11 protein-coding genes and 1 pseudogene are annotated in these 16,004 nt (G+C 43.6%); 10 read left to right on the top strand and 2 right to left on the bottom strand.

What is annotated here, in order from left to right; all coding sequences use genetic code 11:
* Positions 1-18 precede the first annotated feature (18 nt).
* The 8 genes and pseudogenes from MF4640_RS07245 (at position 19) to MF4640_RS07210 (ending at position 10,860) form a co-directional block, all read left to right on the top strand.
* A complete protein-coding gene (locus MF4640_RS07245; RefSeq protein WP_078389124.1) occupies positions 19-2,073 on the top strand; it encodes a site-specific recombinase in 2,055 nt (684 codons plus the stop codon).
* 146 nt (positions 2,074-2,219) lie between these two features.
* The gene (locus tag MF4640_RS07240) at positions 2,220-2,831 is read left to right on the top strand and encodes a phosphatase PAP2 family protein (RefSeq protein WP_078389123.1); all 612 of its coding nucleotides are present in this window, start codon (positions 2,220-2,222) and stop codon (positions 2,829-2,831) included.
* Positions 2,832-2,856: 25 nt separating this feature from the next.
* Positions 2,857-4,101 carry an efflux RND transporter periplasmic adaptor subunit gene (locus tag MF4640_RS07235; RefSeq protein WP_078389122.1) on the top strand — a complete coding sequence of 415 codons (1,245 nt, stop codon included), beginning with the start codon at positions 2,857-2,859 and terminating at the stop codon, positions 4,099-4,101.
* 12 nt (positions 4,102-4,113) lie between these two features.
* Positions 4,114-7,293: a multidrug efflux RND transporter permease subunit AdeJ gene (gene adeJ, locus MF4640_RS07230; RefSeq protein ID WP_078389121.1), complete on the top strand. Its 3,180-nt coding sequence runs from the start codon at positions 4,114-4,116 to the stop codon at positions 7,291-7,293.
* Entirely contained in the window at positions 7,293-8,750 is a 1,458-nt protein-coding gene (adeK, locus tag MF4640_RS07225; RefSeq protein WP_078389120.1) for a multidrug efflux RND transporter AdeIJK outer membrane channel subunit AdeK, read from the top strand. Before adeJ ends, adeK begins: the two co-directional genes overlap by 1 nt.
* 103 nt (positions 8,751-8,853) lie before the next feature.
* Positions 8,854-9,210: a YbjQ family protein gene (locus tag MF4640_RS07220; RefSeq protein WP_078389119.1), complete on the top strand. Its 357-nt coding sequence runs from the start codon at positions 8,854-8,856 to the stop codon at positions 9,208-9,210.
* 3 nt (positions 9,211-9,213) lie between these two features.
* Positions 9,214-9,651: a YbjQ family protein gene (locus MF4640_RS07215; protein WP_078389118.1), complete on the top strand. Its 438-nt coding sequence runs from the start codon at positions 9,214-9,216 to the stop codon at positions 9,649-9,651.
* 180 nt (positions 9,652-9,831) lie between these two features.
* Positions 9,832-10,860, top strand: a pseudogene (locus MF4640_RS07210) (agmatine deiminase family protein).
* Positions 10,861-10,960: 100 nt separating this feature from the next.
* Here the strand turns inward: MF4640_RS07210 and MF4640_RS07205 are convergent.
* Together MF4640_RS07205 and MF4640_RS07200 are read right to left on the bottom strand one after the other, a co-directional pair.
* Positions 10,961-11,767, bottom strand: a complete 807-nt coding sequence (locus MF4640_RS07205) for an SDR family NAD(P)-dependent oxidoreductase (RefSeq protein ID WP_078389117.1) — start codon at positions 11,765-11,767, stop codon at positions 10,961-10,963.
* A gap of 12 nt (positions 11,768-11,779) precedes the next feature.
* On the bottom strand, positions 11,780-12,454 hold the full coding sequence (locus MF4640_RS07200; protein ID WP_078389116.1) for a hypothetical protein: 675 nt from the start codon (positions 12,452-12,454) through the stop codon (positions 11,780-11,782).
* A gap of 182 nt (positions 12,455-12,636) precedes the next feature.
* Here MF4640_RS07200 and MF4640_RS07195 point away from each other — a divergent pair, with 182 nt between their 5' ends.
* Positions 12,637-15,531: a valine--tRNA ligase gene (locus MF4640_RS07195; RefSeq protein WP_078389115.1), complete on the top strand. Its 2,895-nt coding sequence runs from the start codon at positions 12,637-12,639 to the stop codon at positions 15,529-15,531.
* 64 nt (positions 15,532-15,595) lie between these two features.
* A complete protein-coding gene (locus MF4640_RS07190) occupies positions 15,596-15,919 on the top strand; it encodes a hypothetical protein (RefSeq protein ID WP_078389114.1) in 324 nt (107 codons plus the stop codon).
* Positions 15,920-16,004 lie beyond the last annotated feature (85 nt).

Below are 16,004 nucleotides of genomic sequence, written 5' to 3'. Positions count from 1 at the left end.
AATGTTTTTAACTTGCCTATGCATATAAAATTTAATGATCTTTTCTCTCAAATGCAGCAACAGCTTGAGCAACCTCAAGCTGTTTTAAATGATCAACTTTTAATTGAGTTGGTGGAGCGTATTCGTCCAATAGATGCGTATCAAACCGATGAAATCCATCAAAAATTTCAAGCGCTCATTCAAGCATTACTCATCACTCCCGATGCCGCATCGACCTTACAAAGCTTTGTGCTGCGGCTTATTTCCCAATATAAACAAACCAGTCTTTATGCCGATACAGGCATCTTGTCTTTAGATGGGTTTTGGAATCAATTGTCGCAGCGTTTAGGGGCACATTTTCTCCCGCTGATTAATGACAAAACTCAACTACAAGATTTAGTCCGTCGCGTTTTCCGCAACCGAAGTGATAAATATTGGCTCGATAACATCCGAGACAGTGACTGGCTACAACTGTTGAACCTGCTCAATCACGGGCATGCCAATCAAAAAGAAAAAGTCAAAATTCGCAGTGAAGTGATTAAAGCCATTACGGTGCTGTCTTATCGGATTAGTGGTATTGGTTTATATCCGGAGTTTATTAATGCGCATCCTGAGCTGACCGAATATGAATCGCCTTTTTTAGTGCAGAACCGCGAAATTATCGAGTTCATTCAACAGTATAAAAAGGCACATCAAGAAGCTGAAACCTCGAGTGTGGTTGCCCCACCCGACGCCTCTCAAGCACTGGTCATGATTGAGCAGTGTCGTGATGTGGTATTGAAAATTCGTCGTGCGACCAAACGTATTGGGGTCAGTGTCAGTTTAACTTATCTGATTTCCTTACTTGAGCAATGCTTAGACCGCGTCGAACTGTTGCTCAATTTAATTGTAGAAGAAGGCGAAGCACACTATGAAGCGGTGAGTCTGCTCTTGGTCGACATTACCGCTGCGATTTATAGTGAACGGAGTGTGCGCTCTTTATTGACGACCAATAGTGAATTGATTGCTTTACAGGTGACTGAAAATGCCAGTAAAACGGGCGAACACTATGTAAGTACAGACAAACAAGGCTTTTTAGCCATGTATAAGTCCGCAGCGGGTGCAGGTGTCATCATTGCTACCATGGCCACCCTGAAAATCTTGTCTGCACGGATGATCATGGCACCGCTCATGCAAGCCTTTGTTTACAGCATGAACTACTCATTGGGGTTTATGTTGATCCATGTGTTGCACTTTACCGTAGCAACAAAGCAACCAGCGATGACAGCAGCGGCACTCGCGGCAACGGTACAACAGCGCAAAGGTTCAAAAACAGCGCAAATTGCTGAATTAGCAGCATTGATTATCAATATTATCCGTACCCAGTTCATTGCTATTTTGGGAAATATCTCGATTGCCATACCCGTTGCAGCCTTTATTGCATGGGCTTGGGCAACGGGGCTACACGAACCTCTGATGACACATGCAAAAGCCAGCAAAACACTACACGACCTGAATCCATTTACCTCTTTAGCCATTCCCCATGCTGCTATTGCTGGCGTGTGTTTATTTTTGTCAGGTCTGCTGGCGGGATATTTCGATAATATGGCAGTCTACCGCAAAGTTGGTCCTCGCTTAAAAGCACACCCCCGTCTCAAAACCATCATGCGACAAGAACGACTCGACAAATTTGCAGGCTATATAGAGCGTAACTTAGGTGCGTTGGCGGGTAATTTTCTGTTCGGGATTATGTTAGGAAGTATGGGAACCATTGGTTATATTTTTGGTTTACCCCTAGATATTCGCCATATTGCCTTTGCTTCAGCAAACTTCATTCAAGGCCTGATGAATATTAATGGTAGTCCTGAGATTGGCTTGATTATTGTATCTTTCCTCGGGGTACTCGCTATTGGTCTGACGAACTTATTTGTTAGTTTTACCCTCACGATTATTGTGGCTTTACGCGCACGTCGGGTCCGTTTTGAACAGTGGAAACCGTTAGCAAAATTGGTTTTAACCCATTTTCTAACGCGACCAAGTGACTTCTTTTGGCCACCGAAAGTACCTCTTGAAGTTGAGGAAAGTTCGAACAATACAAAACACCATACAAAATGATTTTGTACCGATTTTGAGCTCTTGTTACACTGTAAACAAAATTTTATACATGATTAATCAACACTTGAATTAAAGTGTACTGATGAGTACACTTTAACCCAGTAAATAACCGCGCTTAAATCGGTTGAAATGACACGAGTTCCAGCATGCCTTACTTGTTGCTTTTTATCGGTATTATTTTATTTATAATCAGTGTATTAGCTCTAAGCACTCAACCACTCACCGATTTAGATCTGGCGATGGTCGAATATTTCAGCACATTAAGAACTGAGCCTATAGATAAACTTGCAATACTTTTATCAGCACTCGGTGGCATGCCGTTTGTATTATTTCTAACCACTCTATGGTGTTTCCATCGTGCATGGTATAAAAAGTATAGAGATGTTGTTTTTATTGGTTTAGGCGTTGTTGGAAGTATTGCTTCTGCTTGGCTACTTAAATTTCTAATTTCAAGACCACGCCCACCAGAAATGTTTCACCTAGTAACGAGCTATGGTGCTTCCTTTCCGAGTGCGCACAGTATGTATGCTGCCACTTTGGCGTGTCTTGCCATTTTCTTAAGTCGACCATTTCCTGCACATCGTTATGTTGTATGCATTGCTCTTTTATGGATGCTGATGATGGGAATTTCAAGGGTCTATCTTGGAGTACATTTTCCGTCCGACGTTCTCGCAGGTTGGAGCATTAGTATTATCTGGATTTCACTGCTTTACATCTTGTGCGGCAGATATACCCAATTAAATACACATTATTTTTAGATAAGAATCTAATCGAGGTGGAACAATGATGTCGGCAAAGCTTTGGGCCCCAGCCCTTACCGCTTGCGCATTAGCAACGAGTATTGCACTTGTTGGTTGTAGCAAAGACCCAAAAGATGCGCAGCAAGCTGGCGCTTCTCAACAAACGCCACCTACTGAAGTCGGTGTCATTGTTGCACAACCACAAAATGTAGAACAATCTGTAGAGTTATCTGGCAGAACCACGGCATTTGAAATCTCTGAAGTTCGCCCACAAACGAGTGGAATCATTCTAAAACGTTTGTTTGCGGAAGGCAGTTATGTACGTGAAGGTCAAGCACTTTATGAACTTGATGCTCGTACCAACCGCGCAACATTTGATAATGCCAAAGCAGCATTATTACAACAAGAAGCGAATTTAAGCACACTCAGAACCAAACTAAATCGTTATCAGCAACTGGTTTCAAGCAACGCTGTTGCGAAACAGGACTATGACGACTTAGTGGGTCAAGTAAAGGTTGCTGAGGCACAAGTGGCCGCAGCACGTGCTCAAGTTAAAAATGCTGAAGTGGACTTAGGTTATTCAACCATACGCTCACCAATTTCAGGTCAAACCAACCGCTCTACAGTTACTGCGGGTGCTTTGGTGACTGCAAACCAAACAGAGCCATTGGTGACAATTCAACGTTTAGACCCAATCTATGTTGATATCAACCAATCTAGTTCTGAACTTCTTCGTTTACGTCAACAATTGAGTAAAGGTAGCTTAGACAGCAGTAACAACACCCGTGTGAAACTGAAACTTGAAGATGGCAGTGACTATCCAATCGAAGGCCGCTTAGCGTTCTCTGATGCCAGTGTCAACCCAGATACAGGGACAGTGACGATTCGTGCGGTGTTCCCGAACCCGAATCACTTGTTGCTTCCTGGTATGTTTGCCAATGCACAAATCGTTCAAGGCGTAATCCCGAATGCGATGTTAGTGCCGCAAATTGCAGTGACTCGCACACCAACAGGTCAAGCGATGGCAATGATTGTGAATGACAAAGGCGTAGTAGAGCCTCGTCAAATCACTACAGTTGGTATTCAAGGCCAAGACTGGATTGTAACTGAAGGCCTTAAAACAGGTGAAAAAGTTATTGTTGACGGAATAGCGAAAGTTAAAGCTGAACAGAAAGTTGTTGCGAAACCGTATCAACCTAAAGCAGCAGCACCTCAAGCTCCAACAACGGATGCTAAAAAGACAGAAGCTGGTGCGAAAACTGAACAAAAAGCTACTTCAAACGCATAAGGGGTAGACTGAATGGCTCAATTTTTTATTCATCGCCCCATTTTTGCGTGGGTGATTGCACTGGTGATTATGTTGGCGGGTATTATCACGCTGACAAAAATGCCGGTTGCCCAATATCCGACGATTTCACCGCCCTCGGTGACAATCTCTGCAACTTATCCGGGTGCTTCTGCACAGACTGTTGAAAACACAGTCACTCAGATCATTGAACAACAAATGAATGGTCTGGATGGTCTACGTTATATCTCTTCAAACAGTGCGGGTAACGGTCAAGCGTCTATTAACTTAAACTTTGAACAAGGCATCGATCCTGATATTGCTCAAGTTCAAGTACAGAATAAACTACAATCGGCAACGGCGCTTTTACCTGAAGATGTACAACGTCAAGGTCTAAAAGTCACCAAGTCTGGTGCGAGCTTTATGCAAGTTCTTGCATTTTACTCTCCAGATGGAAGCTTATCTGCTGCCGACATTAAAGACTATGTAAACTCAAACATTTCTGAACCGCTGAGCCGTGTTGTAGGTGTGGGTGAAGTCCAAGTTTTTGGTGGTTCATACGCGATGCGTATTTGGCTTGATCCAGCGAAAATGACCAGCTTACAAATTACTCCAAGTGATGTTGCAACTGCCATTAATGCGCAAAACTCACAAGTTGCTGTGGGTCAACTCGGTGGTGCTCCATCAATTCAGGGACAAGTTCTGAATGCTACGGTCAATGCGCAAAGTATGTTGCAGACGCCTGAGCAGTTTAGAAATATATTTTTGAAAAATACAGCCTCAGGTGCTCAAGTTCGCTTAGGCGATGTTGCTCGTGTTGAACTCGGTTCAGATAACTATCAGTTCGACTCTAAATTTAATGGTAAGGCTGCTGGCGGTGTTGCGATTAAACTGGCAACTGGTGCAAATGCACTAGATACAGCAGCGGCTGTAGAAAAGCGCCTGAGTGAACTTCGTAAAAACTACCCAAATGGTTTAAAAGATCAACTGGCTTATGACACCACACCGTTTATTAAGCTGTCGATTGAAAGTGTTGTACACACGTTGATTGAAGCTGTCGTGTTGGTATTCATTGTCATGTTCTTATTCTTACAGAACTGGCGTGCCACGATTATTCCAACATTGGCTGTTCCAGTGGTTGTATTGGGCACATTTGCTGTCATTAACATCTTCGGTTTCTCAATCAACACGCTCACCATGTTTGCGATGGTCTTAGGGATTGGTCTTCTGGTCGATGATGCGATTGTTGTGGTGGAAAACGTCGAACGGGTAATGCAAGAAGAACACCTCGACCCTGTAGCTGCGACCGAAAAATCAATGCAACAGATTTCTGGTGCCTTGGTCGGTATTACCAGTGTATTAACTGCGGTATTCGTACCGATGGCATTCTTTGCAGGCACAACGGGTGTTATTTACCGTCAGTTCTCGATTACGCTAGTTACCGCAATGATTTTGTCACTGATCGTGGCATTAACATTCACTCCTGCCCTGTGTGCAACCTTGTTAAAACAACACGATCCGAATAAAGCAGAAAGTAATAATATTTTTGCGCGTTTCTTCCGTTGGTTTAACAGCAGCTTTGAAAAGCTATCCGTAAAATACCAAGGTGGTGTCAACCGTATGACCCATCATAAAGTATTTTCTGGTGTGGTTTATTTACTGGTGATTGCAGGCTTAGTTGGCCTATATAAAGCTTTACCATCCTCATTCTTGCCTGACGAAGACCAAGGCGTCGTCATGACTTTAGTTCAGCTTCCACCAAGCGCAAGCCTTGAACGTACCGATAAAGTCATCACCACAATGACAGACTATTTCATGAATAAAGAAAAAGAACATGTAGAGTCTATCTTTACTGTTTCTGGTTTCTCATTCACAGGTGTTGGTCAAAACGCAGGTCTTGCCTTTATCAAGCTGAAGGACTGGAGTGAGCGTACGACACCTGAGTCGCAAATTGGTGCCATCATCCAACGTGGTATGGCATTGAATATGATTGTGAAAGACGCATCTTACATCATGCCATTACAGTTACCTGCAATGCCTGAATTAGGTGTATCTGCTGGTTTTGACATCCAATTAAAAGATGCGAGTGGTCAAGGTCATGAAAAACTGATTGCTGCACGTAATGCGATTTTAGGTATGGCAGCACAGGATAAACGCCTTACAGGTGTGCGTCCCAATGGTCAAGAAGATACACCTCAGTATCAAATTAGTATTGACCAAGCACAAGCAGGCGCAATGGGTGTCAGTATTGCGGATATCAATACAACCATGAGCATGGCTTGGGGTGGTTCATATATTAATGACTTCGTAGACCGTGGTCGTGTGAAAAAAGTCTATGTGCAAGGCGAAGCAAATGCACGTATGATGCCTGAAGACTTGAACAAGTGGTATGTACGTAATAGTAGCGGCACAATGGTTCCTTTCTCAGCATTTGCAACAGGCGAATGGACTTATGGTTCACCACGTCTAGAGCGTTATAACGGTGTATCTTCTGTAAACATTCAAGGTACTCCAGCACCGGGCGTAAGTTCGGGTGATGCGATGCTCGCGATGGAAGAAATTATTGGCAAGTTACCGTCTATGGGCTTACAAGGTTTCGACTATGAATGGACAGGTTTATCTTTAGAAGAACGTGATTCGGGCAATCAAACAGGTCCGCTCCTTGTTCTTTCGATGCTTATCGTCTTCTTATGTCTTGCCGCATTGTATGAAAGCTGGTCTATCCCTGTTTCAGTATTGCTAGTTGTACCACTCGGTATTCTTGGTGCATTTGCATTGACATGGTTAGGTATGATCATTAAGGGCGATCCAAACTTATCGTTTAACATCTACTTCCAAGTTGCAATTGTTGCCGTAATTGGTCTTTCTGCGAAAAATGCGATCTTGATCGTAGAGTTTGCAAAAGAGTTGCAAGAACAAGGTGAAGACTTGTTTGATGCAACCCTTCATGCTGCAAAAATGCGTTTACGCCCAATTATCATGACCACCCTTGCATTCGGTTTTGGTGTCCTTCCGCTTGCCCTTTCAACAGGTGCTGGTGCAGGTAGCCAACACTCGGTCGGCTTTGGTGTCCTTGGTGGTGTAATTAGTTCTACACTGTTGGGTATTTTCTTCATTCCAGTATTCTTTGTTTGGATTCGTAGTATTTTCAAATACAAACCTAAGAAACAAAATAATCAGGAGCAAACATCGTGATGCAAAAAGTATGGTCTATTTCAGGTCGTAGCATTGCGGTATCTGCACTTGCGCTTGCTTTGACTGCATGTCAAAGCATGCGTGGTCCAGAACCCGTCGCTCAAGCGGATATCCCAACAGGATATATTGGTTCAACGACAGGTCCATCTGTTGCAGAACAAGGCTATAAAGGCTTTTTTGCTGATCAGCGTTTAATCCAAGTCATCGAGTTAGCACTAGCCAATAACCGTGACCTCCGTACGGCGACTTTAAATATTCAACGTGCTCAGCAAGCGTATCAAATTAGCGAAAACAACCAACTGCCAACCATTGGTGCAAGTGGTAGTGTGCTTCGCCAAGATACACTCAGCAGCAACAAACCCATGACAACCTATAATGTTGGCCTTGGCGTAACTGCGTATGAGTTAGACTTTTGGGGTCGTGTTCGTAGCTTAAAAGACAATGCTTTAGACAGCTATTTAGCGACTCAAAGTGCACGTGATGCAACACAAATTTCGTTGATTGGTCAGGTTGCGCAAGCATGGCTGAGCTATTCGTTTGCTAATGCCAATTTAAAACTGGCAGACCAAACCTTAAAAGCGCAGCTTGAGTCGTACAATCTAAACAAAAAACGTTTTGATGTGGGTATCGACAGCGAAGTCCCTGTACGTCAAGCACAAATTTCGGTTGAAACTGCGCGTAATGACGTTGCGAACTACAAGACTCAACTTGCACAAGCACAGAACTTACTCAACCTACTGGTGGGTCAGCCTGTTCCTGCAAATTTATTGTCTCCTCAACCTGTGAAACGCATTACCCAAAGTACGGCGTTGACAGCGGGCTTGCCAAGCGACTTGTTAAATAACCGTCCTGATGTCCGTGCTGCGGAATATCAATTGTCTGCTGCGGGTGCCAACATTGGTGCGGCAAAAGCACAGTTGTACCCAACTATCAGCTTAACGGGTACGGCAGGTTATGCATCGACAGATTTAAGCGATTTGTTTAAATCAGGTGCCTTTGTATGGTCACTTGGCCCAAGCTTGGATATTCCAATCTTTGACTGGGGTACACGTCGTGCCAATGTGAAGATTTCAGAAACTGACCAAAAAATTGCGTTGTCAGATTATGAAAAAACCATTCAAACCGCTTTCCGTGAAGTGAATGATGCCTTGGCAGTACGTGAAAATATTGGTGACCGTCTAGCAGCGCAACGTCGTCTGGTAGATGCAACCAACACCACCTATAAGCTTTCAACGGCCCGTTTTCGTGCAGGTATCGATAACTACCTGACTGTACTTGATGCACAGCGTACATCGTACTCGGCGGAACAAGGGTTGTTATTGCTTGAACAAGCAAACTTAAACAACCAAGTTGAAGTGTATAAAACCCTCGGTGGCGGCGTAAAAGCCAATACGTCTGATCAAGTGGTGAAACAACCTTCATCTTCAGATGTGAAATACAACAAAACAGCAAACTAAAGTTTGCACTATGAAAAGCTCACTCCGGTGGGCTTTTTTATTGCTTTTTGCTGGGCTTTTTCCTATCTTCAAAGATAATCAAATCATTTGAATATTGAACATTATGCTTTTAAGTAACCTTGAGTCTGTTCCTGGACATACCATTTCTCAACAACTGGATGTGGTCTATGGCAGTACGGTTCGAAGTAAACATGTCGGGCGCGACTTTTTGGCAGGGTTAAAAAATATTGTCGGTGGTGAACTCACTGCCTATACTGAGCTTTTAGAAGAATCCCGCCAAGAAGCCATGAATCGTATGATTGCAAAAGCACAAGGCTTAGGGGCCAATGCCATTGTAGGTATTCGTTTTTCAACCTCAAATATTGCCCAAGGTGCCTCTGAGTTATTTGTTTATGGCACTGCAGTCCGTGTCACACCGTTACACAACCATCTCCCCGATCCATTTCCAACACAGGCCTAAGCAATGGAAAGTTTAGTTTTCCAACTGCTGATCTTTGCGGTGCTCTTTAGCGTCGGTTTTGGCTTTGGTCGCTACAATGAACGTAAACATTTGGCGGAGCTTGAACAGAATGAGAAGCGTCTTGCCTACATTACCGTGGGTAATTTACGCAAAGTAAGCTTCGAACAGTCTGGGCACATGATCAGCAGCAATGTTGTGATTTCTCATGACTATTTCAAATATGTATTGGCGACCGTGCAAAACTTTTTTGGGGGTAGACTCACCAGCTATGAAAGTGTCGTCGATCGTGCCCGTCGCGAAGCGATTGTCCGACTCAAACTTGAAGCGGAAAAACACGGCGCAACGCATATCGCTTGCATAAGACTGGCGACTACCGAAATGGGCATGCAAGGTGGTATGGTCGAAGTCTTTGCTTATGGGACCGCCATTCAAAGTCCTTAAACAGCGACTATTGACCAATCATCCATTCACTAAACTCAAACAGCATGAACATTCAAAATAGCTCATGCTCCCTCACCTTCTATCGTACATTCGGATGGCAGATTGCTCACTAGAGCATAATTCTCTCCACTGAACACAATAAAAATGGACATTACCTACACTATAAATAGGTCACAGATAATGAAATCTTTAACCCTGAAAATAAGTATGGCTGTACTCAGCATGATTCCACTTGTAGCCAAAGCTGAATTAATTGTACTGGCATCGCCTCAAAGTAATGATGCTTACTATGCAAAAATGATTGATAGTATTTTTGATTTTCACGTCGATTATGCAAAAAAAATTATTAAAAATGGAGACAATGTCGTTGTTCTGACGGACAAAGGCCTCTACCCCGACTATGTCAAAGCCTTGGGCAAAAAGCATGTGGCAATCGCACCGATGCATGACATTTGGATGCACGACTTCAGCAGCGCTAATCCAGCTCAACCCGTCATGTTCCGCTACACTGCCGCAGGACAAGGTGGCGCTAAAAAAGGTCAGACCATTTCTGATGAAGTGCAAGATGAGTTTAAATACTATAGTCAAAAAGCAGGCTTACAGTTTACTCAAAGCAAGCTATTGAATGATGGCGGAAACTGGGTTGAAAATGGTTATGGCAATCTCGTCCTCAGCACCAAATTCCTAGCGGATAACAAGCTCACCGAAAGCGAAGCCCGTAAGAAACTCATGGCTCTAACAGGTGCAAAGCAGATTGCCTTCATTGAGGCCGATGAACAAGGGGGCTTGGAACATGCCGATGGTGTGGTCAGCTTTGTCGACCAAAATACCTTGGTGATTAACGCTTACCCATCCCGACTATGCCAAGCAACTTAAAGCCGATTTAAAGCGCAGCATTCCGAATGTTAAAATTCGTGAAATCATCCCCCCTTATGATGGCAGCGAAATCTACGATGAAAAATTTGGTTCTGCATGTGGCTTATACACCAATATGCTGGTGACGCCTGAACGGATTTACTTCCCACAGTTTGGCATTAAAGAGGATGCTGTCGCGTTACAGCAAATTCGTAGCATAACCAAACGTACTGTTGTTCCAGTACAGTCTGCTAATGTCTGTCATATGAGCGGTGGTGTGCGTTGTATGTCTTGGCAAGTGCGTGGGAAAAATGCGGAATGTTCTTAAACTATTTAAATAAAATCAGTAAGTAGTGCAGTGCGGCTCCCCTATCAATGCATGGGGGGATGGGATATGGGAACATCATGATCCCACAAGGCAGGTGGAAGTGACGTTCCTCCTGCCTTTTTAAATTTACTTCACTTTCATCTTACGAATCATTTTATACAACGTTGTAGGCGATAAACGAGACACCAGAACACCCATTTTCTCCTTACGTCCACCGACTACGATGTATTCTTCACCTTTAAGCAAAGCACTCACCACCGTTTGCGCAAAAATATCGGGTTCTAAACCATTTTCAATCGCTTCGTCTTGATGACCCTGTGGTTTACCCTCGCCATTTAAAGCATTAAACGAAACATTGGTTTTAACAAAGCCTGGGAAAATCACCGATACGTCCACACCCTCATTGGCCACTTCGGCACGCAGGCTATTTGCCCACATATGAATGGCAGCCTTGGCTGCTGAATAGCTGGCGCGGTACTGCGTCCCCAACAACCCCGCAACACTCGAAACAAAAGCAATACGGCCAGATTTTTGCGCTAAAAATGTCGGCAGAACGGTTTTGGTTAAAAACACTTGTGAGAAATAATCCACTTCCATAATCGCACGTTCAGTCTGCATGCTGGTGTCAGCAATCAAGGCACGTTGGCTTAAACCCGCATTATTAATTAACCAGTCAATCCGACCTTTTTTCTGTAGCACTTGCTCATAGGCATGACGAACTTGAGCTTCGTCGGTAATATCGGCACAAATGGAAATATGTTGATCTGGATTGAGCAGCCCGACACGAACTTTTTCGAGTTCGTCAAAACGTCTTGCCGTGAGGACCACCTCTGCCCCCTGTAAAGCACATTCTTTGGCTAGTGCTTCTCCTAACCCTGAAGATGCCCCCGTAATCCATACCACTTTAGCGTCTAAACTGTTTAACTGTGCCATGTCCTTATTGCCTCATACCGAAGTTTTATTTGCAGATTGATCATTTAAAAAAGTCAGGAAATGATCGAAATATTGACTCATCATCTGCGCATCATAGATACGCCCTAATTTATCAAAACGTTTATAGCCCAACTGGGTCGTCAAGTTAATTACCCCATTCAGTGTTTTATCGACCACCAGATTAAATTTAAGCATCTTTTTGGGTTCGCGAACCAGACTGGTCACCCCTTGATCGACTATTTGCGTAAACACCTTCAAAGCTGGAGCAACATAACTGTTATTGCCCTTTTCCATCTGTTCCGCACAACCCAAAAGTTCGGTGACTAAGGTTTTTTCGACCGGATAGCTTAAAAAATGTGTGCTCTCGGTGTCATACATCATTTGCTCTAGATAATTCACCATTGGAATTAAACGGTCATTTGAAAAAAAAGACACGGACCACGGCATATACTTACGCATCGTGTCCACAATGTGCTGAATAATTTTCTCAGACTCCCCATCGCCTGAGGTAGACAAGCGTGCAAGATCGCCAAAGACTTGATCAATCACTTCACATGAAATATCCGCTAAAACCTCACCCAAGGGTTTGGCAAGACTTTGGCTTTCGCCAGCATTAAGCTGTTGATGAATGTGAGCAAAGCGTTGGTGAGTTTCAGGTTTTAATTTTAATGATATTTGATAAGTCATAATGATCCCCCCTTTTTTTGATTTTTACTGCGAACAAAGCGCACTCTAGGTTAGACACATCATAAAGCGCTCTGCATCATGTCGCAATTGCTAGATCAACGCATTTGCTTTACATGCCCCCATTTGCGATTTCTTTGCTACAATAGATGCAATTTTTTATCTACTTTTGAACTGTTTGAACTATGACTGATTCAGCGCAAAATATCGCTACAACTTACGATCCGACCGAGATCGAGAAAAAATGGTACCAAACTTGGGAAGAGCGTGGCTATTTCAAGCCCTCTGAAAAAGGTGAGTCATTTTGTATCATGATTCCGCCGCCAAACGTCACCGGTAGCTTGCACATGGGTCATGGTTTTAACAATGCCATTATGGATGCCTTAACCCGCTACAACCGTATGTCAGGTAAAAACACCTTATGGCAACCGGGTACAGACCATGCGGGTATTGCCACGCAAATGGTGGTTGAGCGTCAGTTGGGTGCTCAAGGTGTCAGCCGCCATGACCTTGGTCGTGAAAAATTCATCGAAAAAATCTGGGAATGGAAAGAGCAATCAGGCGACACCATCACCCGTCAAATCCGTCGTTTAGGTTCATCAGTCGACTGGTCGCGTGAACGCTTCACGATGGATGAAGGTTTATCCAATGCGGTCAAAGAAGTGTTCGTTAAACTGCACGAAGACGGCTTGATTTACCGTGGCAAACGTCTGGTAAACTGGGATCCAAAACTGCAAACTGCGCTTTCTGACCTCGAAGTTGAGTCGGATAAAGAAGAAGCAGGTTCACTGTGGCACTTCAAATACTTCTTTGAAGATAAAAACTTACGTACCCATGATGGTAAAGACCACATTGTTGTCGCAACCACTCGTCCTGAAACCTTGCTCGGTGATACTGCTGTTGCTGTGGCACTGGATGATGAACGCTATACGCACCTTGTGGGTCAGAACATTATTCTACCAATTACAGGTCGTGCTGTTCCAATCGTTAAAGACGAATATGTCGATAAAGAGTTCGGTACAGGCTGTGTGAAAATTACGCCTGCGCACGACTTTAACGACTATGAAGTCGGTAAGCGTTGTGAATTGCCAATTATCAATATCTTCAATAAAAATGCAGAAGTGTTGGCTGAGTTTGAATATATCGCGAAAGCGGGTGAGCAAATCTCGAAAACCATCCCAGCCCCTGCGGACTATATTGGTTTAGAGCGTTTTGAAGCACGTAAAAAACTGGTTGAACAAGCTGAAGCTGAAGGTTGGTTAGATCAAATTCAACCTTACACCTTGAAACCACCTCGTGGTGATCGTTCAGGTGTGATCGTTGAGCCATTATTGACAGACCAATGGTATGTAAAAATTGCACCATTGGCGCAACCTGCCATTGAAGCGGTTCAAGACGGTCGCATCAAGTTTGTCCCTGAGCAGTACAGCAACATGTACATGGCATGGATGAACAACATTCAAGACTGGTGTATCTCTCGCCAACTTTGGTGGGGTCACCGTATCCCTGCTTGGTACGATGCTGAAGGCAACATCTATGTCGGTCGTGACGAAGCTGAAGTCCGTGCGAAAAATAACATCCCTGCTGATGTTACGCTTAGCCAAGACGAAGACGTACTCGATACATGGTTCTCTTCTGCGCTGTGGACCTTCTCAACTCTTGGTTGGACTGGCGATGCTTCGATCGATGCGGAAAACTATTTCCTCAATACCTTCCACCCAACGGATGTATTGGTGACTGGTTTTGACATCATCTTCTTCTGGGTTGCTCGTATGATTATGTTTACGATGCACTTCATGAAAAATGAAGATGGCACGCCACAAGTTCCGTTTAAAACGGTCTATGTTCACGGTTTAGTCCGTGATGGCGAAGGTCAAAAAATGTCGAAGTCTAAGGGCAACGTACTTGATCCTCTTGACTTGATTGACGGTGTTGACCTTGAGACTTTGGTACAAAAACGTACTACAGGTCTAATGAACCCGAAACAAGCGGCGAAGATTGAAAAATCAACCCGTAAAGAGTTCCCAGAAGGCATTCAAGCCTATGGTACGGACGCAGTTCGTTTCACATTCTGCGCACTTGCCAACACCGGTCGTGACATTAAGTTCGACATGAAGCGTGTTGAAGGCTACCGTAACTTTGCCAACAAAATCTGGAACGCAACCCGTTTCGTGATGATGAACTGTGAAGAGCAAGTGATTGGCACTGAAGTTCGTCAAGACCTTTGGGAATTGCCTGAACAGTGGATCGTAAGCCGTCTGCAAAAAGCCGAAGCTGCGGTACAACAAGCCTTTGCAACTTACCGTTTAGACTTGGCTGCACAAGCAATTTACGAGTTCATTTGGAATGAATACTGTGACTGGTATGTCGAACTGACCAAACCTGTTCTGAACGATGAAAATGTATCGGTTGAGCGTAAAGCTGAAGTTCGTCGTGTACTTCTTGCGGTGATGGAAGCCTCTTTACGTCTTGCACACCCAATCATGCCGTATTTGACTGAAGAAATTTGGCAGACGCTTGCACCGAAACTTGGTATTTCTGCTGAAACGATCATGCTGGCGCAATACCCTGTTGCTAACCCTGAGCGTGTAAACGAACAGGCTGAAGCAGATATGCAATGGCTTCAAGGTTTGATTGGTGCGGTACGTAACATCCGTGGTGAAATGGGCTTAGGTAATGCACGTCTATTACCAGTGCTTCTACAAAACACAACGGAAGCTGAGAAAGCACAGATCACACGTATTGAAGCGTTGTTTAAAGCCTTGGCGAAAGTTGAAAGCATTACGTTCTTGGCGAATGGCGAACAACCTCCATTGTCTTCTTCCTCTGTGGTTGGACATGCGTCTGTCTTTGTTCCTATGAAAGGTTTAATTGACCCGAAAGCAGAATTAGGTCGTTTACAGAAAGACTTGGACAAAGTGCAAAAGCAACATGACGTCATTGCAGGCAAACTTTCTAATGAAGGTTTTGTGGCTAAAGCACCTGCGGCTGTAGTTGAAGGTGAGAAAGTGAAACTTGCTGAGTTTGCTGACCAGTTAGCGAAAATTAAAGCGAATATGGAGCAAATTGCAGCGCTTTAATGTGTTGTTAATTTAATCAAATTTGTAGTATAAAGGGCTGATTATTCAGCCCTTTATATTAACTATGACTTTAGAATTTGATGCAGTAAACGGGAAAAAATATTATTTATCTAAGAGAGCTTTAAAACATATTATTGATGGTGAGTTTGCCACTCAACCGATTGGAAATGGTCAAACAAAGTCAATTTTAACTGGTGGATTACATATTAAAAATGGCTTTGAGTCTTTCTTAAAAAACCACCCAACTATAGCGCACTTATACAACTACAATTCCTCGTTACATGAGGATTGGTTCTATGTTCGAGAACTACAAAATGGTGTATTAACAGCGAAATTACCAAGAACCGGCAGAGTAAAACTTGAAGTGCGACATAAACCACCTAATTAATTTAAAGGGTTTATGGAGTATATAAAATTGTCATACCATCATCTTAACTTTGAAGATCGTACTGCATTAATGCTTGAGTCAAGAA

The sequence above is a fragment of the Acinetobacter sp. MF4640 genome (assembly GCF_002018895.1).
Taxonomy (GTDB): domain Bacteria; phylum Pseudomonadota; class Gammaproteobacteria; order Pseudomonadales; family Moraxellaceae; genus Acinetobacter; species Acinetobacter johnsonii.
This window is presented reverse-complemented; position numbering and strand designations above follow the sequence as displayed.

Bases quoted from the DNA above. Each gene is read 5' to 3' on its own strand.
- MF4640_RS07245 (WP_078389124.1), top strand. From the start codon at position 19: ATGCATATAAAATTTAATGATCTTTTCTCTCAAATGCAGCAACAGCTT.
- MF4640_RS07240 (WP_078389123.1), top strand. From the start codon at position 2,220: ATGCCTTACTTGTTGCTTTTTATCGGTATTATTTTATTTATAATCAGT.
- MF4640_RS07235 (WP_078389122.1), top strand. From the start codon at position 2,857: ATGATGTCGGCAAAGCTTTGGGCCCCAGCCCTTACCGCTTGCGCATTA.
- adeJ (WP_078389121.1), top strand. From the start codon at position 4,114: ATGGCTCAATTTTTTATTCATCGCCCCATTTTTGCGTGGGTGATTGCA.
- adeK (WP_078389120.1), top strand. From the start codon at position 7,293: ATGCAAAAAGTATGGTCTATTTCAGGTCGTAGCATTGCGGTATCTGCA.
- MF4640_RS07220 (WP_078389119.1), top strand. From the start codon at position 8,854: ATGCTTTTAAGTAACCTTGAGTCTGTTCCTGGACATACCATTTCTCAA.
- MF4640_RS07215 (WP_078389118.1), top strand. From the start codon at position 9,214: ATGGAAAGTTTAGTTTTCCAACTGCTGATCTTTGCGGTGCTCTTTAGC.
- MF4640_RS07205 (WP_078389117.1), bottom strand. From the start codon at position 11,767: ATGGCACAGTTAAACAGTTTAGACGCTAAAGTGGTATGGATTACGGGG.
- MF4640_RS07200 (WP_078389116.1), bottom strand. From the start codon at position 12,454: ATGACTTATCAAATATCATTAAAATTAAAACCTGAAACTCACCAACGC.
- MF4640_RS07195 (WP_078389115.1), top strand. From the start codon at position 12,637: ATGACTGATTCAGCGCAAAATATCGCTACAACTTACGATCCGACCGAG.
- MF4640_RS07190 (WP_078389114.1), top strand. From the start codon at position 15,596: ATGACTTTAGAATTTGATGCAGTAAACGGGAAAAAATATTATTTATCT.